The sequence below is a fragment of the Herbaspirillum sp. NPDC101396 genome (assembly GCF_044767365.1).
Taxonomy (GTDB): Bacteria; Pseudomonadota; Gammaproteobacteria; order Burkholderiales; family Burkholderiaceae_D; genus Herbaspirillum.
Window position 1 is genome coordinate 432,574 of record NZ_JBIWNT010000002.1, and the last position, 19,752, is coordinate 452,325.

At 61.4% G+C, this 19,752-nt stretch carries 24 protein-coding genes; 21 read left to right on the forward strand and 3 right to left on the reverse strand.

Annotated features, from left to right (window positions below; translation table 11 throughout):
* Positions 1-8 precede the first annotated feature (8 nt).
* Positions 9-896, forward strand: a complete 888-nt coding sequence (locus tag ACIROY_RS06995; protein ID WP_402277071.1) for a DMT family transporter — start codon at positions 9-11, stop codon at positions 894-896.
* On the opposite strand, the gene ACIROY_RS07000 is transcribed toward ACIROY_RS06995, so the two are convergent.
* From ACIROY_RS07000 to ychF, 3 genes are all read right to left on the reverse strand, one after another.
* A complete protein-coding gene (locus tag ACIROY_RS07000) occupies positions 893-1,987 on the reverse strand; it encodes a DUF484 family protein (protein WP_402340786.1) in 1,095 nt (364 codons plus the stop codon). The two genes, ACIROY_RS06995 and ACIROY_RS07000, sit on opposite strands and share 4 nt — an antisense overlap.
* Positions 1,988-2,119: 132 nt before the next feature.
* A complete protein-coding gene (locus tag ACIROY_RS07005; protein ID WP_402340789.1) occupies positions 2,120-3,019 on the reverse strand; it encodes a class I SAM-dependent methyltransferase in 900 nt (299 codons plus the stop codon).
* Positions 3,020-3,034: 15 nt separating this feature from the next.
* Positions 3,035-4,126, reverse strand: coding sequence for a redox-regulated ATPase YchF (gene ychF, locus ACIROY_RS07010; RefSeq protein ID WP_402277066.1), 1,092 nt, complete (start codon positions 4,124-4,126; stop codon positions 3,035-3,037).
* Positions 4,127-4,416: 290 nt separating this feature from the next.
* Between ychF and ACIROY_RS07015 the strand changes: the two genes are divergently transcribed.
* The 20 genes from ACIROY_RS07015 (at position 4,417) to ACIROY_RS07110 (ending at position 19,675) form a co-directional block, all read left to right on the forward strand.
* On the forward strand, positions 4,417-5,220 hold the full coding sequence (locus ACIROY_RS07015) for an ABC transporter ATP-binding protein (RefSeq protein ID WP_402277064.1): 804 nt from the start codon (positions 4,417-4,419) through the stop codon (positions 5,218-5,220).
* A complete protein-coding gene (gene mlaE, locus ACIROY_RS07020) occupies positions 5,217-5,996 on the forward strand; it encodes a lipid asymmetry maintenance ABC transporter permease subunit MlaE (protein WP_116434277.1) in 780 nt (259 codons plus the stop codon). The genes ACIROY_RS07015 and mlaE overlap by 4 nt, the downstream gene beginning before the upstream one ends.
* 105 nt (positions 5,997-6,101) lie before the next feature.
* Positions 6,102-6,578, forward strand: a complete 477-nt coding sequence (mlaD, locus tag ACIROY_RS07025; RefSeq protein ID WP_402277062.1) for an outer membrane lipid asymmetry maintenance protein MlaD — start codon at positions 6,102-6,104, stop codon at positions 6,576-6,578.
* Complete coding sequence (locus tag ACIROY_RS07030; RefSeq protein ID WP_402277060.1) at positions 6,575-7,285, forward strand: VacJ family lipoprotein; 711 nt, start codon at positions 6,575-6,577, stop codon at positions 7,283-7,285. The genes mlaD and ACIROY_RS07030 overlap by 4 nt, the downstream gene beginning before the upstream one ends.
* Positions 7,286-7,540: 255 nt before the next feature.
* Positions 7,541-8,173, forward strand: a complete 633-nt coding sequence (locus ACIROY_RS07035; RefSeq protein ID WP_402340792.1) for a phospholipid-binding protein MlaC — start codon at positions 7,541-7,543, stop codon at positions 8,171-8,173.
* A 23-nt stretch (positions 8,174-8,196) separates the two neighbouring features.
* Positions 8,197-8,481, forward strand: coding sequence for a lipid asymmetry maintenance protein MlaB (locus tag ACIROY_RS07040; protein WP_402277058.1), 285 nt, complete (start codon positions 8,197-8,199; stop codon positions 8,479-8,481).
* Positions 8,482-8,657: 176 nt separating this feature from the next.
* Entirely contained in the window at positions 8,658-9,569 is a 912-nt protein-coding gene (locus ACIROY_RS07045) for an ABC transporter ATP-binding protein (protein WP_116434272.1), read from the forward strand.
* Positions 9,566-10,330, forward strand: coding sequence for an ABC transporter permease (locus tag ACIROY_RS07050; RefSeq protein WP_116434271.1), 765 nt, complete (start codon positions 9,566-9,568; stop codon positions 10,328-10,330). Before ACIROY_RS07045 ends, ACIROY_RS07050 begins: the two co-directional genes overlap by 4 nt.
* Before the next feature lie 74 nt (positions 10,331-10,404).
* Entirely contained in the window at positions 10,405-10,641 is a 237-nt protein-coding gene (locus ACIROY_RS07055; protein ID WP_029363541.1) for a BolA family protein, read from the forward strand.
* 14 nt (positions 10,642-10,655) lie between these two features.
* A complete protein-coding gene (gene murA, locus ACIROY_RS07060; RefSeq protein WP_116434270.1) occupies positions 10,656-11,906 on the forward strand; it encodes a UDP-N-acetylglucosamine 1-carboxyvinyltransferase in 1,251 nt (416 codons plus the stop codon).
* A 13-nt stretch (positions 11,907-11,919) separates the two neighbouring features.
* Positions 11,920-12,585, forward strand: a complete 666-nt coding sequence (hisG, locus tag ACIROY_RS07065) for an ATP phosphoribosyltransferase (RefSeq protein ID WP_402277054.1) — start codon at positions 11,920-11,922, stop codon at positions 12,583-12,585.
* A gap of 65 nt (positions 12,586-12,650) precedes the next feature.
* The gene (gene hisD, locus ACIROY_RS07070) at positions 12,651-13,964 is read left to right on the forward strand and encodes a histidinol dehydrogenase (protein ID WP_116434268.1); all 1,314 of its coding nucleotides are present in this window, start codon (positions 12,651-12,653) and stop codon (positions 13,962-13,964) included.
* Between the two features lie 46 nt (positions 13,965-14,010).
* The gene (locus ACIROY_RS07075) at positions 14,011-14,802 is read left to right on the forward strand and encodes a DNA-methyltransferase (RefSeq protein ID WP_402340795.1); all 792 of its coding nucleotides are present in this window, start codon (positions 14,011-14,013) and stop codon (positions 14,800-14,802) included.
* On the forward strand, positions 14,783-15,871 hold the full coding sequence (gene hisC, locus ACIROY_RS07080; RefSeq protein WP_402340798.1) for a histidinol-phosphate transaminase: 1,089 nt from the start codon (positions 14,783-14,785) through the stop codon (positions 15,869-15,871). Before ACIROY_RS07075 ends, hisC begins: the two co-directional genes overlap by 20 nt.
* A gap of 43 nt (positions 15,872-15,914) precedes the next feature.
* Entirely contained in the window at positions 15,915-16,511 is a 597-nt protein-coding gene (gene hisB / locus ACIROY_RS07085) for an imidazoleglycerol-phosphate dehydratase HisB (protein WP_402277046.1), read from the forward strand.
* A gap of 63 nt (positions 16,512-16,574) precedes the next feature.
* Complete coding sequence (gene hisH, locus ACIROY_RS07090) at positions 16,575-17,213, forward strand: imidazole glycerol phosphate synthase subunit HisH (RefSeq protein ID WP_402340801.1); 639 nt, start codon at positions 16,575-16,577, stop codon at positions 17,211-17,213.
* A gap of 107 nt (positions 17,214-17,320) precedes the next feature.
* On the forward strand, positions 17,321-18,112 hold the full coding sequence (gene hisA, locus ACIROY_RS07095) for a 1-(5-phosphoribosyl)-5-[(5-phosphoribosylamino)methylideneamino]imidazole-4-carboxamide isomerase (RefSeq protein ID WP_402277042.1): 792 nt from the start codon (positions 17,321-17,323) through the stop codon (positions 18,110-18,112).
* Complete coding sequence (gene hisF, locus ACIROY_RS07100) at positions 18,109-18,873, forward strand: imidazole glycerol phosphate synthase subunit HisF (protein ID WP_094562503.1); 765 nt, start codon at positions 18,109-18,111, stop codon at positions 18,871-18,873. The genes hisA and hisF overlap by 4 nt, the downstream gene beginning before the upstream one ends.
* Complete coding sequence (gene hisI, locus ACIROY_RS07105) at positions 18,870-19,334, forward strand: phosphoribosyl-AMP cyclohydrolase (protein WP_402277040.1); 465 nt, start codon at positions 18,870-18,872, stop codon at positions 19,332-19,334. Before hisF ends, hisI begins: the two co-directional genes overlap by 4 nt.
* Positions 19,331-19,675, forward strand: a complete 345-nt coding sequence (locus ACIROY_RS07110; RefSeq protein ID WP_402277038.1) for a phosphoribosyl-ATP diphosphatase — start codon at positions 19,331-19,333, stop codon at positions 19,673-19,675. The genes hisI and ACIROY_RS07110 overlap by 4 nt, the downstream gene beginning before the upstream one ends.
* Positions 19,676-19,752 lie beyond the last annotated feature (77 nt).

Sequence of the window (19,752 nt, forward strand, 5' to 3'; positions counted from 1 at the left end):
CGGTACTCATGCAACACATCCCGCCGCGCGCAGTCGGCGCACTGCTCGTCAACACCACCATCTGGGGCTTGTCCTGGATCGCCTTCAAATCCCTGCAGCAGCAGGGCATCCATCCGCTGTGGGCGACCGCGATCATCTTTTCCTGTTGCACGCTGTGGATGCTGCTGCTCAAGCGCAAATCGCTGGGCGAGATCGGCAAGCATCCCGAGCTGATTTACGTGGCGATTGCGTCCGGCCTGACCAACACCGCCTTCAACGGCGCGGTGGCGTTCGGCGACGTGGTGCGCGTGGTGCTGCTGTTTTACCTGATGCCGATCTGGGCAGTGATCCTGGCCCGGCTGGTGCTGCACGAGCCGATCACGCAACGCGCCTTGCTGCGGATTGCACTGGGTCTGACGGGTGCCGTCATCGTGTTGTACCAGCCGGCGATCGGCGTGCCGCTGCCGCACGACCTGGCCGATTGGGTGGCGCTGGCCGGCGGTTTCTTCTTCGCGGTCAACAACATCATGTTGCGTCGCCTGCATGGCGTCGCCGACGGTGCCCGCGCCATCGCCATGCTGAGCGGCGGCGCGCTGCTGTCGATTATGCTGGGCGCAGCGCTGGCGGCGTCCGGACTGATCGCCTGGCCCGAGGCCATCGGCGCACCCTCGGTGCCGACGCTGGCGCTCTGGTCGGTGCTGTTCATGGTGTCCAACCTGTGCTTGCAATACGGCGTGTCGAGGCTGCCGGCGAACATCACGGCAGTGGTCATGCTGGTGGAAATCATCATCGCCGCCGTGTCGGCGTGGTTGTTCGGCGCGGCGGAATTGCGCGTCCAGGATCTGATCGGCGGCGCCTTGATCATCGCCACGCCGTGGCTGGTGCGTGACCGCCGGGTGGCGGAGCAGCCGCTCTAAACCGCCAGCATCACCCGGTTGCGGCCGCCTTCCTTGGCGCGGTAGAGCGCCTCGTCGGCGCTGGCGATCAGTTTCTGGCGCGCCTGGTCGGCCGGCATGCTGCGGTCGGGTGGCGTCTGCGAGGCGGCGCCGATGGAGACGGTGATCTGCAATGCTTCGTCGGCGCCGATAATCTCAATGACTTGCTGGGCCACGCTGGCGCGAATGCGCTCGGCGATGCGCTCCGCGTCTTGCATGGTCGCCTGGGTCAGCAGCACGATGAATTCTTCGCCGCCGTAACGTCCCAGTGAATCGCTCAGGCGCAATTCCTTCTTGATACGCGTCGCCACTTCGCGCAACACGTCGTCGCCGCTCTGGTGGCCGAACTTGTCGTTGACGCGCTTGAAGTGGTCGATGTCGATGAACAGGCAGGACAGCGCCGAACGGTCGCGTTGGGCGCGGCCGATTTCTTCCTGCATGCGTTGTTCGATGTAGCGGCGGTTGTTGACGCCGGTAAGCGGATCGGTCAGGCCGATGTGCTTGAGGCGTTCGTTGTTGATGACGTTTTCCAGGCAGATCGCCACCACCGAGGCCAGCCGTTCAATGAAGTCGGTCGCCAGGTTGCCGGTGAAGCGGCCTTCATGGGCGCTGCCCAGGGCCAGGTAGCCGATCAGTTTCTGATGGCGCGTCAGCGGCAGGATCGCTACGCTGGCGGGCTGGTAAAGCGGGAACAGCGACTGATGCAATTCGTGCTGGTAGGGGCCGAGCGTGGGTTTCTCCAGCGGCAGGGCGGGGCCGTCTTCGGGCAGGAACAGCAGGTTGGGATACTCGTCGAGACCGATTTGCAGGTCGTGCAGGATGCGGCGTACGTCGAAGGCGTAGTCGACCAGCGTGAGCGTGACGATTTCGAGGCTGAAGGTGTTGGGCATCAAGAGCGACACCGTTTCGATCAGGTCGCGGAATTCGCTGGAGCCGATCAGGCGCAGGTCGAAATCCTGGTGGCGCTGCATGATTTGCTGGTTGATGCGGGCCTGCTCCAGCAGGTCCTGCAACTCGGCGTGCAACTGCTGGTTTTCCACCAGCAATGCTTGGGTGTCGACAGCGCTATTCATCGTGGTCCGGTCTTGTGCCGTTTTTGCTTGGTTCCCTTGATACCCTCAACGCTGGCCGGAGCCGCGTTCCCCTTGCCCGGCAGGCGATTTGCTGCGGACGCACAAGCTTACCACCAGCGCGCCGCGATTGGCTTACAGCGTGCTGAAAAAACGCTCGCCCATTTCTTCCAGGCCGAGCGACTGCAACACGTCGTGCAGGCGTTCAGTCGGCCGCTTGCGCGGCAGGTCCTTGTAGCGGGCGATGATCAGTTCGTTCTTCATCGAATGTTCCCAGCCGACCAGCTCGGTCACGCTGACCTGGTAGCCATGCGCCTCCAGCTGCAGGCAGCGCAGCACGTTGGTGACCTGGCTGCCGAACTCGCGCGTGTGCAGCGGATGGCGCCACAGCTCGGTCAGCGAAGTACGGCCCAGCGAGGCGCCCTTGTTGCGGTTAAGCACGGAAGCGACCTCGGCCTGGCAGCACGGCACCAGCACGATGAACTGCGCGTGTTTTTTCAGCGCGAAGTGGATGGCGTCGTCGGTCGCCGTATCGCAGGCGTGCAGGGCGGTGACGACGTCGATCTGTTCGGGCAGCGCGGTCGAGCCTATCGAGTCGGCCACCGACAGGTTGAGGAAGGACATGCCCGGAAAGCCCAGGCGTTTGGCCAGCTCGGTCGATTTCTGCACCAGTTCTTCACGGGTTTCGATACCGTAGATGCGCGAATTGCCTTCCAGCGCCTTGAAGAACAGGTCATACAGGATAAAACCGAGATAAGACTTGCCGGCGCCATGATCGACCACGCTGACATCGGGATGCGCGTTGCGGATCTCCTGCAGCAGCGGTTCGATGAACTGGTACAGGTGATAGACCTGCTTGAGCTTGCGGCGGCTGTCCTGGTTGAGCTTGCCGTCGCGCGTCAGGATGTGCAACTCCTTGAGCAGTTCGATCGACTGGCCCGGACGGATTTCCGGAATTGTCGCGGCAGGGTTGGCGCCGCTGGAACCTGCAGCGGCGCCGGCCGCCGCAGGTTTGTTGTGCTTCTTGCTGCTCATAGGGATGGCAATGGCTTAGACGTTGAACAGGAAGTTCATCACGTCGCCGTCCTTGACGATGTATTCCTTGCCTTCGGCGCGCATCTTGCCCGCTTCCTTGGCGCCGTTTTCACCCTTGTAGGCGATGTAGTCTTCGTAGGCGATGGTCTGCGCACGAATGAAGCCGCGTTCAAAGTCGGTGTGGATCACGCCGGCCGCCTGCGGGCCGGTGGCGCCGACCGGTACGGTCCATGCGCGCACTTCCTTGACGCCTGCGGTGAAGTAGGTCTGCAGGCCGAGCAGCTTGAAGCCGGCGCGGATCAGGCGGTCCAGGCCCGGTTCATCCATTCCCATGTCGGCCAGGAATTCGGTCTTGTCGGCGTCCTCGAGGTCGGCGATTTCCGATTCGATGGCGGCGCAGATGGCGACGATCGGCGCACCTTGCTCTGCCGCGTACTTGGTCAGCAGGTCCAGCAGCGGGTTGTCGGTGAAGCCTGTGTCGGACACATTGGCCACATACATGGCCGGCTTGGCCGTGATCAGGCACAGCGGCTTGATCAGCGCCATTTCTTCCGCGTCGAGGCCGAGTGCGCGCACCGGCTGGGCGTCGTCCAGCGCCGGCATGATGCGTTCCAGCAGGGCCACCAGCTTGGCGGCGTCCTTGTCGCCCGAGCGGGCTTTTTTCTGTTCGCGATGGATCGCCTTCTCGACCGTGCCCATATCGGCCAGCGCCAGTTCGGTCTGGATCACGGCGATGTCGTCCAGCGGGCTGACCTTGCCGGCCACGTGGATCACGTTCGGATCTTCAAAGCAGCGCACCACGTTGACGATGGCGTCGGTTTCGCGGATGTGGGACAGGAACTGGTTGCCCAGGCCTTCGCCTTTGGAGGCGCCCGCCACCAGGCCGGCGATGTCGACGAATTCCACGGTTGCCGAAAGAATACGTTCCGGCTTGACGATCTCTGCCAGCGCCTGCAAGCGCGGATCGGGCACTTCGACCATGCCGACGTTCGGTTCGATGGTGCAGAACGGATAGTTTTCAGCGGGAATGCCCGCCTTGGTCAAGGCATTGAACAGGGTCGATTTACCGACGTTGGGCAGGCCGACGATGCCGCATTTGAGGCTCATGACAAAATTCTTTCTTAATCAAAAGCGGTATTGTATCAAGTCGGGCGGCCGATCCGCAGCTTTGCTGTGGTCGGTGCGGCATCTCCGGCAAGCTTTGTGCTGCGACGCGGAAACATAAGAATTGCATCTCAAGTCGCCGAGATTGGTCAGTTGAAGTGTTGCCGCTTTGTTTCAAGGCGTTAAATCTGCGGTTTGGCGTTGGATTGTATTTACACTGCCTGTTGCCCCGCCGAAAGCAATTGCTGTTTTTGCTCTACAATGTCGCCTTTGGAGAATTCTTGGTATACGTCTTGCCTAACATCGTAGAAATCCGCGACTTGCACTTTGGCTATGGGGACCGCCCGATTTTGTCGGGCCTCCACATGGACTTCCCACGTGGAAAAGTGATCGCCGTCATGGGCGGATCCGGTTCCGGCAAGACCACCATCCTGCGCCTGATCGGCGGCCAGTTGCGCCCGCAGTCGGGCACGCTGACGGTGGACGGCGAGAACGTGCCGTCGCTTGATACCCGCGACCTGTATCGCCTGCGCCGCAAGATGGGCATGCTGTTCCAGAACGGCGCATTGTTTACTGACATGACGGTGTTCGACAACGTCGCGTTCCCGCTGCATGAGCACACCGACCTGCCGGAAGAACTGATCCGCGACCTGGTGCTGCTCAAGCTCAACGCCGTCGGCCTGCGCAATGCCGCATCGCTCAAGCCGGCCGAGATTTCCGGCGGCATGGCGCGTCGTGTGGCGCTGGCGCGCGCAATCGCGCTGGACCCCGCACTGATCATGTATGACGAGCCGTTCGCCGGTCTCGATCCGATTTCCATGGGCGTCACCGCGAACCTGATCCGCAAGCTCAACGACGCACTCGGCTCGACCTCGATTCTGGTCTCGCATGACGTCAACGAGTCGTTTGGCATCGCCGACTACGTCTACTTCCTGTCGGCAGGCAAGATCGTCGCGCAAGGCACGCCGGACGAGATGCGCGCCTCGCAGGACCCTTACGTGAAGCAATTCGTGCACGCCGAGGCCGATGGCCCGGTGCCGTTCCATTATCCGGGCCGCTCGCTGGCAGAGGACGTCGGCCTGGGAGGACGTCAATGATCGCTGGTTTCCTGGGCGGCATCGGCCGCTCTCTGCGCGAATTCGTGCTCGGCCTCGGTTTTGCTGCGCGCATGTTCTGGACTGTGATCCGCTCGTCGGGAGGCCTGTGGCGCCGTCCGCGTCTGATCACCGACCAGATCCACTTCATCGGCAACTATTCGCTGGTCATCATCGCCGTGTCGGGCCTGTTCGTCGGCTTCGTGCTTGGCCTGCAAGGCTATTACACCCTCAACAAGTACGGTTCCGAACAGGCGCTCGGCCTGCTGGTGGCCCTGTCGCTGACGCGCGAACTGGGACCGGTCGTGACCGCCTTGCTGTTCGCCGGCCGCGCCGGCACGTCGCTGACGGCTGAAATCGGCCTGATGAAAGCCGGCGAGCAACTGTCGGCGATGGAAATGATGGCCGTCGATCCGCTGCAGCGCGTGGTCGCGCCGCGCTTCTGGGCCGGTGTTGTTGCCATGCCCGTGTTGGCCGCGATTTTTAGTGCCGTCGGTGTGATGGGTGGTTATATTGTGGGTGTACTGATGATCGGCGTCGATGAAGGCGCGTTCTGGTCGCAGATGCAAGGTGGTGTGGATGTCTGGAACGATATTGCCAACGGCGTGCTCAAGAGCATCGTTTTCGGTATTGCGGTAACCTTCGTTGCCCTTTATCAGGGCTACGAAGCCAAGCCGACCCCGGAAGGCGTTTCGCGCGCCACCACGCGCACGGTCGTGATCGCTTCGCTGATGGTGTTGGGATTGGACTTCCTGCTGACGGCGCTGATGTTCAGCTGAGCAGCATAGGCCGGAATACAGGCAGGAACGCAGTCAGGAATAATGAGGGCAAGTCCGCAACGAACTTCATCGCGGGCTTCGGATTGATTTTTAGGATGGCAGTGTATGCAACGTAAAACATTAGACGTGTGGGTGGGCTTGTTTGTCTTGCTGGGAGCGGCTGCGCTGGTTTTCCTCGCGCTCAAGGCGGGCAACATGAGCTCGTTCTCGTTCAATCAGAAGACCTATTCGATCACGAGCAAGTTCGACAACATCGGCGGCCTCAAGCCGCGCGCCGCAGTCAAGAGCGCCGGCGTGGTGGTCGGTCGGGTTGATGCGATCCGCTTCGACGACAAGACATTTCAGGCATCGGTGACGCTCAATATGGATGAGCGCTACCAATTTCCAAAGGATAGTTCGGCCAAGATCCTGACCTCAGGTCTGCTTGGTGAGCAATACATCGGTATCGAACCGGGGGGTGATGTAAAAAATCTGGCGGCAGGCGACACGATCAAGATGACGCAATCGGCGATCGTGCTGGAGAACCTGATCAGCCAGTTCTTATATAGCAAGGCAGCAGAGGGAAAGGATAATTCAAAATGAAAATAACAGCTCGCATCGGAGCGCTGGCCATGGTCGCCGCGCTCAGTGGTTGCGCCACTTCGCAAAACCCGAACGATCCGCTTGAAGGCTTCAACCGCGCGATGTTCAGCTTCAACGACACCGTCGACAAGGTGGCGCTGAAACCAGCCGCGCAAGCGTACCAGTTCGTTTTGCCGAATTTCGTGCAGACCGGCATCGGCAACTTCTTCGGCAACATCGGCGACCTGTGGTCGGCGGTGAACCAGATCCTGCAAGGCCGCGTTGAAACGGGCGTCACCAGCTTCATGCGCGTGGCGGTCAATACCACCTTCGGTCTGGTCGGCGTGCTCGATGTCAGTACCGAAGCGCGTTTGCCGAAGCAGAAGTCCGACTTCGGCCAGACGCTGGGCAAATGGGGCGTAGGCTCCGGCCCGTACGTCGTGCTGCCGCTGCTGGGCCCGTCGACGATTCGCGATACCGCTGCGTTGCCGGCCGATTTTTATGGCGATCTGTGGTCGTACAAGAAGCCGGTGCGCTGGCGTAACGTCGGTTCGGTGGTGCGCGTGATCGACAAGCGCGCACAGTTGCTGGACGCTTCCAACCTGCTGGAAGACGCCGCGCTCGATAAGTATGACTTCGTGCGCGACACCTATCTGCAAAGCCGCCAATCGCAAATCGACGGCACCAAGGACGATCATCGCAGCAAGGAAGAAGTCGTCAAGCCGTAACCGGCGCGCGACCTGCATTACAGGTGGAACCGGCCGGGCGCGATCATCGCGCCCGGCCTCACTTGAAAATCCGGAGAATGCATCCACGTTGGATGTCCGGTATCCAATATCCGTTTTAACCCGCCGCACGCGTTGCACAAAATTGTGGCAAAGTGGAATGGCAACAGCGTATCGGATCATCTCCGGCACGGCTGCGGCAGGCGGCGAAAGCGAAAAACGGATCGTGGCGCCTTATTTATGAATGGATCGTAGATTATGAACATGCTTACCAAATTTCTGGCGATTGCCCTGTCGGCTTCCGCGCTGACGTTCGCTTTTGCTGCCTCTGCGCAGGAAGCGCCCGACGCGCTGGTCAAGCGCATCAGCGACGACGTCATCAACACCGCCAAGAGCGACAAGGAAATCCAGGCGGGCAACATCAACCGCATCGTTGCCCTGGTGGAAGAAAAAATCCTGCCTTACGTCGATTCCGAGCGCATGACCTCGCTGGCGGCCGGCCGCTACTGGCGTCAGGCGACGCCTGAGCAGCAGAAGCAACTGATCACCGAATTCCGCAGCCTGCTGATCTATACGTACTCTGGCGCGCTGTCGCAAATCCGCGACCAGAAGATCGAATACAAGCCGCTGCGCGCCGATCCGGCCGACACTGAAGTGGAAGTGCGTTCGCAAGTGATCCAGTCGCGCGGCGAGCCGATCCAGCTGAGCTATCGTCTTGAAAAGCTGTCGTCGGGCTGGAAGATGTATGACGTCAACGTGATGGGCGCGTGGTTGGTGGAGGCTTATAAAGGCACCTTCAACAGCGAAATCACCAAGGGCGGCATCGACGGCCTGATCAAGAGCCTGTCCGACAAGAACAAGCAGCTGGCTGCGCGTTCGGGCAAGAAGTAACCGGGACCGACAGGAAACCTGACATGTTCAAACCCGCCGCCACCCTTACCGCCGACAATGCCAGCGCCACGCTGGCGGCCGGCCTGCAGGCAATTGCCGGCGGCCAGTCGGCGATCGACCTGAGCGGCGTTGCGACCGTGGATTCTTCCGCCGTCGCCACCTTGCTGGCGTGGCAACGCGCCGCCAGGAAAAAGGGGCTGACGCTGCAATTCGGCGTGCTGCCGGCCAATCTGCAAAGCCTGGTCGACCTGTACGGCGCCGCGTCGCTGCTGGGCGCGCCGACTTCCGCATCCGACCGACACCACTGATCTCCTGAAGGCGGCCGGCAATGCCGGCAGCCGCTTCCCCCATTCCGGCTGCAAGAGCGGAAATCCCCTATAATCCAACGTTTCGCTGCACCGCTTGTTGCCTTGATGCAAAAGGCCGGCAGCCTGATTCGTTCCCTTTTTGCTTACTCTGACGCGTCCCGAATACGGACCAAAAAATGGCAGCTCTACAGATCAACAACGTCGAAAAACGCTATCAGTCGCTACAGGCGCTGGGCGGAGTTTCGCTCTCGATAGAAGAGGGTGAGTTTTTCGGCCTGCTCGGCCCCAACGGCGCCGGCAAAACCACGCTCATCTCGATCGTGGCCGGCTTGAATCGTGCCGACTCCGGCTCGGTCACCATCCACGGTCACGACGTCGTCACCGATTACCGTGCGGCGCGCACCAAGCTCGGCGTAGTGCCGCAGGAACTGGTGTTCGACCCATTCTTCACCGTGCGCGAAACGCTGCGCATGCAATCCGGCTATTTCGGCTTGAAGAACAACGACCGCTGGATCGACGAGGTGATGGACAACCTGGACCTCACCAACAAGGCCGACACCAATATGCGTGCGCTGTCCGGCGGCATGAAGCGGCGCGTGCTGGTGGCCCAGGCGCTGGTGCACAAGCCGCCCGTCATCGTGCTTGACGAGCCGACTGCAGGCGTCGATGTCGAGCTGCGCCAGACCCTGTGGAAATTCATCGGTCGCCTCAATCGCGAAGGTCACACCATCGTGCTGACCACGCACTACCTTGAAGAAGCGCAGGCGCTGTGTAACCGCATCGCCATGCTGAAGTTCGGCAAGGTAGTGGCGCTGGATTCGACGGATGCGCTGATCAAGCGCATTTCCGGTTCGCAACTGGTGCTGCGCCTGAAGTCGGGCGGCTTGCCTGACAGCCTGCGTCCGCTGGTGACGCATCCCGAAGAATTGTTGTCCGGCCTGAAATATACGCTGCGCGTAAACGACTACAACGACGTCGAGCCGATCCTGGCGGCGCTGCGCGAAGGCGGCGCGGTGATCGACGACATGCAGCTGCAACAGGCTGATCTGGAAGATGTCTTCATCCAGATCATGGGAGGCGTCAAATGACCGGTTTTCAAACACTGTTTTACAAGGAAGTGCTGCGTTTCTGGAAGGTCGCCACGCAAACCGTGACGGCGCCGATCATGACCGCCATGCTGTACCTGATGATCTTCGGCCACGTGTTGCAAGACCGCGTGCAGGTGTATCCGGGAGTGCAATACACCGGCTTTCTGGTGCCCGGGCTGGTCATGATGAGCGTGTTGCAGAACGCCTTCGCCAACAGCTCGTCCTCGCTGATCCAGTCCAAAATCACCGGAAACCTGGTGTTCGTGCTGCTGACTCCGCTGTCACACTGGGAAATGTTCGGCGGCTACGTGCTGGCAGCAGTCGTGCGCGGTCTGATCGTCGGCGCCGGCGTGTTCGTGGTGACGGCGTGGTTCGGTCACCTGAGCTTCGTGGCGCCGTGGTGGATCGTGATCTTCGCCTTGCTGGGCGCTGCCATCCTCGGCACCATGGGATTGGTCGCCGGGATCTGGGCGGAGAAGTTCGACCAGTTGGCGGCGTTCCAGAATTTTCTGATCGTGCCGCTTACCTTCCTGGCCGGCGTGTTCTATTCGATCCACTCGCTGCCGCCATTCTGGCAAACAGTCTCGCATTTCAACCCGTTCTTTTATATGATTGACGGTTTCCGTTACGGCTTTTTCGGGCAGTCCGACATCAATCCCCTGATCAGCCTGGCGATTGTCGTGGTGTTCTTCATCGCGCTGTCGACGCTGGCGGTACGGATGCTGAAGAGCGGCTACAAACTGCGCGCGGGCGCACATTGACGCACATCGACGCATATTGATGGCGACGTCCGACGTTCGCCATTTACCTTGATTACCTAGTGAAGAGCCGCATCATGCTACCCACACCTGAACTCGTTAAGAACTACATCGCTGCCGGCCTGGCCTGCTCGCACCTCGAAGTCGAGGGCGACGGCCAGCACTTTACCGCCGTTATCGTGTCCGACTCCTTCGCCGGCAAGCGTCTGATCCAGCGTCACCAGCTGGTCTACGCAGCGCTCGGCGATCGCATGCGCGAGGAAATTCACGCCCTGTCGATGAAGACCCTCACTCCCGAAGAATTTCAGAAATAAGGCCTAGCTTTTTCATGGACAAGCTTTTAATCCGCGGCGGTAATCGCCTCTCCGGCGAAGTCGTCATCTCCGGCGCCAAGAATGCTGCGCTGCCTATTCTGTGCGCCGGCCTGCTGACCGCCGATACGTTGAATTTGTCGAACGTGCCGAACCTGCAGGACGTGAGCACGATTCTCAAACTGATGCGCCAGATGGGTTTGCGCGCAGAGCAGAACGATCACAGCGTCACCCTCAACGGCAATGACATCACCAAGCTCGAAGCGCCTTATGAACTGGTGAAGACCATGCGCGCCTCGATCCTGGTGCTCGGTCCGCTGCTGGCGCGCTTCGGCGAAGCCAAGGTATCGCTGCCGGGCGGCTGCGCCATCGGCTCGCGTCCGGTCGACCAGCACATCAAGGGTTTGCAGGCGATGGGCGCGGAAATCACCATCGATGCCGGCTACATCTACGCCAAGGCCAAGCGCCTCAAGGGCACCCGCATCGTGACCGACATGATCACCGTCACCGGCACCGAAAACCTGCTGATGGCGGCCGTACTGGCCGAAGGCGAGACCGTGCTGGAAAACGCCGCACGCGAACCTGAAGTCAGCGACCTGGCGCATCTGCTGGTCGCGATGGGCGCGAAGATCGAAGGCATCGGCACCGACCGCCTGGTGATCCAGGGCGTCGACAAGCTGCACGGCGCTTCGCACACCGTCATCGCCGACCGCATCGAAACCGGCACCTTCCTGTGCGCCGTGGCGGCCGTAGGCGGCGACGTCACACTGAAGAATACCCGCAGCAGCCTGCTCGACGCTGCGCTCGACAAGCTGCGTGAAGCCGGCGTCATCCTGACGACAGGCGACGACTGGATCCGCGTGCAGATGGCGCGTCGTCCCAAGGCGGTCAGCTTTCGCACCACAGAATATCCAGGCTTCCCGACCGACATGCAGGCGCAGTTCATGGCGCTGAACTGCATCGCCGAAGGCACCAGCCACGTCACTGAAACGATCTTCGAGAATCGCTTCATGCACGTGCAGGAAATGAATCGCCTCGGCGCCGCCATCGACATCGAAGGCAATACGGCGATCGTCAAGGGCGTGGAAAAATTCATCGGCGCGCCGGTGATGGCGACCGATCTGCGCGCCTCGGCGTCATTGGTCATCGCCGGCCTGGCCGCGCAAGGCGAGACGCTGATCGAGCGCATCTATCACCTCGACCGCGGCTACGATCGCATGGAAAACAAATTGTCCTCGATCGGCGCCCAGATCGAACGCGTCAAATAATCGATAGCAAACAATGACTCAGCAACTCACTCCGCAGCTCACCCTGGCCCTATCCAAGGGCCGCATCTTCGAAGAAACGCTGCCGCTGCTCAAGGCGGCCGGCATCGAAGTCACCGAAGATCCCGAGACCTCGCGCAAACTGATCCTGCCGACCAATGACCCGGCCGTGCGCGTGATCATCGTGCGCGCCTCGGACGTGCCGACTTACGTGCAATACGGCGCGGCAGATTTCGGCGTGGCCGGCAAGGACGTATTGCTGGAGCATGGCGGCGAAGGCCTGTACCAGCCGATCGATCTGAACATCGCCAAGTGCCGTTTGTCGGTCGCGGTGCAGGAAGGTTTCGATTACGCCAGTGCGGTGCGCCAGGGCGCGCGCCTGCGCGTTGTCACCAAGTACGTCAAGACCGCGCGTGAACATTTCGCGTCCAAGGGTGTGCACGTCGACCTGATCAAGCTGTACGGCTCGATGGAGCTGGGCCCGCTGGTCGGCCTGTCCGACGCCATCGTCGACCTGGTCAGCACCGGCGGCACCTTGCGCGCCAACAAGCTGGTGGAAGTCGAACACATCATGGAAATTTCATCGCGCCTGGTGGTGAACCAGGCTGCGCTGAAACTGAAACGCGAACGCCTGCAACCGATCCTCGAAGCATTCGAAAAAGCGTCGCAGGCAAACGCATAACAGACACATGCGCTGAACATCACAGCGCAAGCATCGAACGTACTGAAAGCACCGAAGGCGACATCATGGGCATAGCAATCCGAAAACTCGATTCCACCGACGCCGGCTTCAGGCAGACTCTGTCGTCCGTGCTGGCCTTTGAGGCCGGCGAGGACGAGGCCATCGATCGCGCCGCTGCCGGCATCCTGGCCGACGTCAAGGCGCGCGGCGATGCCGCCGTGCTGGAATACACCAACCGTTTCGATCGCCTGTCCGCCACCGCCGTGTCCGCGCTGGAAATCGGCCAGGACGAGTTGAAAAAAGCATTGGACGGCTTGCCTGCTGCGCGTCGCGCCGCCTTGCAGACTGCCGCTGACCGCGTGCGTGCCTACCATGAGCGCCAGAAGAAGGAATGCGGCTCCGACGGTTTTCTCTACACCGAAGCCGACGGCACCGTGCTGGGCCAGAAGGTCACGCCGCTGGATCGCGTCGGTATCTACGTGCCGGGCGGCAAGGCTGCCTATCCGTCGTCGGTATTGATGAACGCCATCCCGGCCAAGGTGGCCGGCGTGCAGGAAGTCATCATGGTGGTGCCGACTCCGGACGGCGTGAAGAACGAACTGGTGCTGGCCGCTGCGGCGATTGCCGGCGTCGACCGCGTGTTCACCATCGGCGGCGCCCAAGCCGTCGGCGCGCTGGCTTACGGCACCGACACGATTCCGCAAGTCGACAAGATCGTCGGTCCCGGCAATGCCTACGTCGCCGCCGCCAAGCGCCGCGTGTTCGGCACGGTCGGCATCGACATGATCGCCGGTCCGTCCGAAATCCTGGTGATCTGCGACGGCAGCACCGATCCGGACTGGATCGCCATGGACCTGTTCTCGCAAGCCGAGCATGACGAGCTGGCGCAATCCATTTTGCTGTGCCCGGATGCCGATTACATCGCCAAGGTCGAAGCCAGCATCAACAAGCAACTCGACGCCATGCCGCGCAAGGATGTGATCCGTACGTCGCTGACCGATCGCGGCGCGCTGGTCAAGGTGCGCGACATGGACGAAGCCTGCGAGATCGCCAACGCGATCGCCGCCGAGCATCTGGAAATTTCCACCGAACAGCCGCAGCAATGGGCCGACAAGATCCGTCACGCCGGCGCCATGTTCCTCGGTCGTTTCTCTTCTGAAGCGCTGGGTGATTATTGCGCCGGGCCCAACCACGTGTTGCCGACATCGCGCACCGCGCGTTTCTCGTCGCCGCTGGGCGTCTACGATTTCCAGAAGCGCTCTAGCATCATTCAGGTCAGCGAAGCCGGCGCCCAGACACTGGGCAAGGTTGCCGCCGAACTGGCTTACGGCGAAGGTTTGCAGGCGCACGCCCGTTCCGCCGAGTTGCGCCTCAAATGACGACCCTGCGCGTCCGCCCAGCTCAGTCAGCCCGGCCGGGTCGGCGATGAGCTGGCGCGACCGCGTTTTTTGCGAAGATGCGCTGGACGGCCTGGCGCGCATTCCGGATGGTGCGATCGACCTGCTGATTGCCGATCCGCCTTACGGTCTCGGCAAGGACTACGGCAACGACTCCGACAAGCTCGACAACGATGCTTACCTGGCGTGGACCGAGCAGTGGATCGATGCCGCGCTTCCCAAGCTCAAGCCCAACGGCAGTCTTTACATTTTTCTGACCTGGCGTTACTCGCCGGAAATCTTCGTCATGCTCAAGCGTCGCATGACCATGCTCAACGAAATCGTCTGGGACCGCCGCGTGCCGTCCATGGGCGGCAGCACGCGCAAGTATTCTTCGGTGCACGACACCATCGGTTTCTTCGCACGCGCAAAAGATTACTATTTTGACCTCGACGCCATCCGCATTCCGTACGATGCCCAGACCAAGAAGGCGCGCTCGCGCTCGATCTTCGTCGGCGCCAAGTGGCTGGAGATGGGGTACAACCCGAAGGACGTCTGGAGCGTGTCGCGCCTGCATCGCGAGCACAAGGAGCGCGCCGACCATCCGACCCAGAAGCCGCTCGAAATCGTCGAGCGCATGATCAAGGCGTCGTGCCCACCCGGCGGCGTGGTGCTGGATCCCTTCATGGGCAGCGGCACCACGGCGGTGGCGGCGCGACGCTGTGGCCGCCAGTTTGTCGGCTTTGAACTGAATCCGGCCTATTGCGCGCTGATCGATCAACGCGTGGCCGACCTTGATCCCACTTCGACACAGATATCCGATGAGCAAGTCCCTGGTTGAACGCATCATCCGCGCCGACGTGCGCGCGCTGTCCGCCTATCCGGTGCCGGATGCCGCCGGCTTCGTCAAACTCGACGCCATGGAAAACCCGTACACGCTGCCGCAGGCCTTGCGTGACGAGCTCGGGCAACGCCTGGCCGCGGTGGCGTTGAATCGTTATCCGGTGCCGTCCTACAAGCTGCTCAAGGAAAAACTGTGCCGCCACATGGGCGTGCCGACCGGCTTCGACGTGCTGCTGGGCAATGGTTCGGATGAGCTGATTTCCATCGTCTCGGTGGCATGCGCCCAGGCCGGCGCCAAGGTGCTGGCGCCCGAGCCGGGCTTCGTGATGTACGGCGTGTCGGCGAAATTCGCCGGGCTCGAGTACATCGGCGTGCCGCTCACGGCCGACTTCACGCTCGATCGCGACGCCATGCTGGCGGCGATCGCCGCGCACCGGCCGGCGATTACTTACCTGGCGTATCCCAACAACCCGACCGGCACGCTGTATGACGTGGCCGACATCGAAGCGGTAATCCGCGCGGTCGGTGACGGCGGCATCGTGGTGGTTGATGAAGCCTACCAGCCGTTTGCGCAGGAAAGCTTCATGCCGCGCTTGCCGGAATTCAACAATCTGGTGGTCATGCGCACCGTCTCCAAGCTCGGGCTGGCCGGCATCCGCCTTGGTTACATGGCTGCGGGAGCCGCCTTGTTGCAGGAATTCGACAAGGTGCGGCCGCCCTATAACATCAACGTGCTGACGCAGGCGGCGGCCGAGTTCGTGCTCGACCACACCACCGAACTGGACCGTCAGGCGGCGGCATTGCGCAATGCGCGCACCGGTCTGGCGGCGGCGCTGGCGGCGCTCGACGGCGTTGAAGTGTTCCCGTCCGCCGCCAATTTCCTGCTGGTCCGGCTGGCAAATGCGGATAAAGTATTCACCGGGCTGCAGCAACGTAAGGTATTAGTCAAAAATGCCGGTAAAATGCATCCATCGCTGCAAAATTGCCTCAGAGTCAATGTCAGTACACCCGAAGAGAATTCCCTGTTCCTGATCGCCTTGAAAGAAACGCTTCAAGAGCGCATCTAGGAAGCACCTTTGTCATTTTTGTAATGTCTGTTTTACCCTGATCATGTCAACTCCACGAACTGCAGAAGTCGTCCGCAACACCAACGAGACGCAAATCCGCGTCGCGATCAACCTGGATGGCACCGGCCAGCAAAAGCTGGACACCGGCGTGCCTTTCCTCGATCACATGCTGGACCAGATCGCGCGCCACGGGCTGATCGACCTCGACATCCAGGCCAAGGGCGACCTGCACATCGATGCGCACCACACCGTGGAAGACGTCGGCATCACGCTCGGCCAGGCCTTCGCCAAGGCCATCGGCGACAAGAAGGGCATCCGCCGCTACGGTCATGCCTACGTGCCGCTGGATGAAGCGCTGTCGCGTGTGGTGATCGACTTCTCCGGCCGTCCAGGCCTGGAATATCACATCCCCTTTACCCGCTCCATGATCGGCGGCTTCGACGTCGACCTGACCAGCGAGTTCTTCCATGGTTTTGTCAATCATGCGCAAGTCACGCTGCATGTGGACAATCTGCGCGGCATCAACGCGCACCATCAATGCGAAACCGTATTCAAGGCTTTTGGCCGCGCCCTGCGCATGGCGATCGAACTCGATCCGCGTTCGGCGGGAACGATTCCTTCCACCAAAGGTAGCCTGTAATGTGAGCCGGGCGGGACACTCCGTTCCGCCATTGACACTTTCCGTGCGTTTGCATTTTTCGATATGAATAAAATTGTTGTAGTGGATTACGGAATGGGCAACCTGCGCTCGGTCGCGCAAGCCCTGCGCCATGTCGCGCCCGAAGCCGACGTGCGCATCTCCGGCGAAGTCGCCGACATCGAAGCGGCCGACCGGGTGGTGCTGCCGGGCCAGGGCGCGATGCCGGACTGCATGCGCAGCCTGCGCGAGTCCGGCGTGCAGGACGCGGTGATCGCGGCCTCGCGCAGCAAGCCGCTGTTCGGCGTGTGCGTGGGCGAACAGATGTTGTTCGACTGGAGCGAAGAAGGCGATACGCCCGGCCTCGGCTTGTTGCCCGGCAAGGTGGTGCGCTTTCAGCTCGACGGCCGGATCCAGGAAGACGGTTCGCGTTTCAAGGTCCCGCAAATGGGCTGGAACCGCGTGCATCAGAAAGTCGCGCATCCGCTGTGGCAGGGCGTCGACGAGCAGGCCTACTTCTATTTCGTGCACAGCTATTACGCGCAGCCGGCCGACAGCGCCCATACTGTCGGCGAGACGGTCTACGGCGCGCCGTTCGCCTGCGCCGTGGCCCGCGATAATATTTTTGCAACACAATTCCATCCGGAAAAAAGTGCCGCTGCGGGTTTGCAGCTGTACCGGAATTTCGTACACTGGAAACCTTGATTTTTGCTTAATTCTTGCGCAGTACTTTTATCCACCGCCAGGCCATGCGCATATTGAACATAGTGCGCTGACCTGTCCTTCACTTACTCAACGTCATTACCGTAGCCATGCTGCTGATACCTGCCATCGACCTGAAAGACGGTCATTGCGTTCGCCTGAAGCAAGGCGATATGGACCAAGCCACCGTATTCTCCCAGGACCCCGCCGAAATGGCGCGGCACTGGCTGATGCAGGGCGCGCGTCGCCTGCATCTGGTCGACCTCAACGGCGCCTTCGCAGGCAAGCCGAAGAACGAATCGGCCGTCAAGGCCATCCTCAAGGCGGTGCGTGATTTCGCCGTCGAGAACGACGTCGAGGAAATCCCCGTGCAACTGGGCGGCGGCATCCGCGACCTCGACACCATCGAGCGCTATCTCGATGACGGCCTGTCCTACATCATCATCGGCACCGCCGCGGTGAAGAATCCGGGCTTCCTGCACGATGCCTGCAGCGCGTTCCCGGGTCAGATCATCGTCGGCCTCGACGCCAAGGACGGCAAGGTCGCCACCGACGGCTGGAGCAAGCTGTCCGGCCATGAAGTGATCGACCTGGCGCAGAAGTTCGAAGGCTACGGCTGCGAAGCCATTGTCTACACCGACATCGGCCGCGACGGCATGATGGGCGGCGTCAACATCGAAGCCACCGTGCGCCTAGCGCAGGCGGTCTCGATTCCGATCATCGCCTCCGGCGGCGTGCACAACATCAAGGACGTCGAAGCTCTGTGCGGCGTGCAGGACGAAGGTATCGAAGCGGTCATCTGCGGCCGTTCGATCTACGAAGGCACGCTGGACCTGAGCTCGGCGCAGGACCGCGCCGACGAATTGACGGAATCCGAAGGGTCCGACAGCGAACCATCATGACACTCGCAAAACGCATCATCCCCTGTCTCGACGTGACGGCCGGTCGCGTCGTCAAGGGCGTCAATTTCCTCGAGTTGCGCGATGCCGGCGACCCGGTTGAAATCGCGCGCCGCTACGACGAACAGGGCGCGGACGAAATTACCTTCCTCGACATCACCGCTTCCTCGGACGGCCGCGGCCTGATCCTCGACATCATCGAAGCGGTAGCGTCGCAGGTCTTCATTCCGCTGACCGTAGGCGGCGGCGTGCGTGCAGTCGACGACGTACGGCGCTTGCTTAATGCAGGCGCCGACAAGGTCGGCATCAACACGTCGGCGGTAACCAATCCGCAACTGGTGGAAGACGCAGCGAGCAAATACGGTTCGCAATGCATCGTGGTGGCGATTGACGCCAAGCGGACCGGCGAAGGCAAGTGGGAAGTCTTCACCCACGGCGGCCGCAACGCCACCGGGCTGGACGCGGTCGAGTGGGCGCGCAAGATGGCGCAACTCGGCGCCGGTGAAATTCTGCTGACCAGCATGGACCGCGACGGCACCCGCAGCGGTTTCGACCTGGCGCTCACACGCGCAGTGTCGGAAGCGGTGGCCATTCCCGTGATCGCCTCGGGCGGCGTCGGCGGCCTGCAGGACCTGGCTGACGGCATCAAGCAGGGCAAGGCCGATGCAGTGCTGGCGGCAAGCATTTTCCACTATGGTCAACACACCGTGCAGGAAGCGAAACGTTTTATGGCGGATCAAAATATCCCGATGAGGCTGGCATGAGCATCAGTGCAAAATGGCTGAACAAGGTGAAGTGGGACGAAGTCGGCCTGGTGCCGGTGATCGCCCAGGAAGTCGGCTCCAACGACGTGCTGATGTTCGCCTGGATGAACCGCGAAGCGCTGGCCCGCACCGTGCAGACCGGCGAAGCCGTGTACTGGAGCCGTTCGCGCAAGAAGCTGTGGCACAAGGGTGAAGAGTCCGGCCATTTCCAGAAGGTGCACGAAATCCGCCTCGACTGCGACGAAGACGTGGTCTTGCTCAAGGTCGAGCAGGTGGCCGGCATCGCCTGCCACACCGGCCGTCATTCCTGCTTCTTCCAGAAGTTCGAAGGCAACGCCGAGACCGGCGAGTGGCAAACCGTCGAGCCGGTGCTCAAAGACGACGAAGCGGCGCCCGCCCAGGAAAAGCCCAAGCGCGTACGCAAGACAATTACCAAGACAGCCCCCAAGGTAACGCCATGAGTGAAACACTGCGCCGCCTTGCCGACGTGATCGAGTCGCGCAAGCTGGCCAACGGCGGGGACCCCGCCACGTCCTATGTCGCCAAGCTGTTTTCCAAGGGCGACGACGCCATCCTGAAAAAGATCGGCGAAGAAGCCGCCGAAACCATCATGGCCGCCAAGGACGCGCGCGTCAGCGGCGATGCCTCGAAGGTGCTCTACGAGTGCGCCGACCTGTGGTTCCACTCAATGGTCATGCTGGCCCATTTCGACCTCAAGCCGCAAGACGTGCTCAACGAACTGGCGCGCCGCGAAGGCTTGTCTGGTCTCGAAGAGAAGGCAGCTCGTCCGGCGGACGCGTAATCAACACAATCAGCATCAACGCATAAGAATTCACGACCGCAACAGCGGCGATTAACCGGGACACCCCAGGAGGAGCA

Bases quoted from the DNA above. Each gene is read 5' to 3' on its own strand.
- ACIROY_RS06995 (WP_402277071.1), top strand. From the start codon at position 9: ATGCAACACATCCCGCCGCGCGCAGTCGGCGCACTGCTCGTCAACACC.
- ACIROY_RS07000 (WP_402340786.1), bottom strand. From the start codon at position 1,987: ATGAATAGCGCTGTCGACACCCAAGCATTGCTGGTGGAAAACCAGCAG.
- ACIROY_RS07005 (WP_402340789.1), bottom strand. From the start codon at position 3,019: ATGAGCAGCAAGAAGCACAACAAACCTGCGGCGGCCGGCGCCGCTGCA.
- ychF (WP_402277066.1), bottom strand. From the start codon at position 4,126: ATGAGCCTCAAATGCGGCATCGTCGGCCTGCCCAACGTCGGTAAATCG.
- mlaE (WP_116434277.1), top strand. From the start codon at position 5,217: ATGATCGCTGGTTTCCTGGGCGGCATCGGCCGCTCTCTGCGCGAATTC.
- mlaD (WP_402277062.1), top strand. From the start codon at position 6,102: ATGCAACGTAAAACATTAGACGTGTGGGTGGGCTTGTTTGTCTTGCTG.
- ACIROY_RS07030 (WP_402277060.1), top strand. From the start codon at position 6,575: ATGAAAATAACAGCTCGCATCGGAGCGCTGGCCATGGTCGCCGCGCTC.
- ACIROY_RS07035 (WP_402340792.1), top strand. From the start codon at position 7,541: ATGAACATGCTTACCAAATTTCTGGCGATTGCCCTGTCGGCTTCCGCG.
- ACIROY_RS07040 (WP_402277058.1), top strand. From the start codon at position 8,197: ATGTTCAAACCCGCCGCCACCCTTACCGCCGACAATGCCAGCGCCACG.
- ACIROY_RS07045 (WP_116434272.1), top strand. From the start codon at position 8,658: ATGGCAGCTCTACAGATCAACAACGTCGAAAAACGCTATCAGTCGCTA.
- ACIROY_RS07050 (WP_116434271.1), top strand. From the start codon at position 9,566: ATGACCGGTTTTCAAACACTGTTTTACAAGGAAGTGCTGCGTTTCTGG.
- ACIROY_RS07055 (WP_029363541.1), top strand. From the start codon at position 10,405: ATGCTACCCACACCTGAACTCGTTAAGAACTACATCGCTGCCGGCCTG.
- murA (WP_116434270.1), top strand. From the start codon at position 10,656: ATGGACAAGCTTTTAATCCGCGGCGGTAATCGCCTCTCCGGCGAAGTC.
- hisG (WP_402277054.1), top strand. From the start codon at position 11,920: ATGACTCAGCAACTCACTCCGCAGCTCACCCTGGCCCTATCCAAGGGC.
- hisD (WP_116434268.1), top strand. From the start codon at position 12,651: ATGGGCATAGCAATCCGAAAACTCGATTCCACCGACGCCGGCTTCAGG.
- ACIROY_RS07075 (WP_402340795.1), top strand. From the start codon at position 14,011: ATGAGCTGGCGCGACCGCGTTTTTTGCGAAGATGCGCTGGACGGCCTG.
- hisC (WP_402340798.1), top strand. From the start codon at position 14,783: ATGAGCAAGTCCCTGGTTGAACGCATCATCCGCGCCGACGTGCGCGCG.
- hisB (WP_402277046.1), top strand. From the start codon at position 15,915: ATGTCAACTCCACGAACTGCAGAAGTCGTCCGCAACACCAACGAGACG.
- hisH (WP_402340801.1), top strand. From the start codon at position 16,575: ATGAATAAAATTGTTGTAGTGGATTACGGAATGGGCAACCTGCGCTCG.
- hisA (WP_402277042.1), top strand. From the start codon at position 17,321: ATGCTGCTGATACCTGCCATCGACCTGAAAGACGGTCATTGCGTTCGC.
- hisF (WP_094562503.1), top strand. From the start codon at position 18,109: ATGACACTCGCAAAACGCATCATCCCCTGTCTCGACGTGACGGCCGGT.
- hisI (WP_402277040.1), top strand. From the start codon at position 18,870: ATGAGCATCAGTGCAAAATGGCTGAACAAGGTGAAGTGGGACGAAGTC.
- ACIROY_RS07110 (WP_402277038.1), top strand. From the start codon at position 19,331: ATGAGTGAAACACTGCGCCGCCTTGCCGACGTGATCGAGTCGCGCAAG.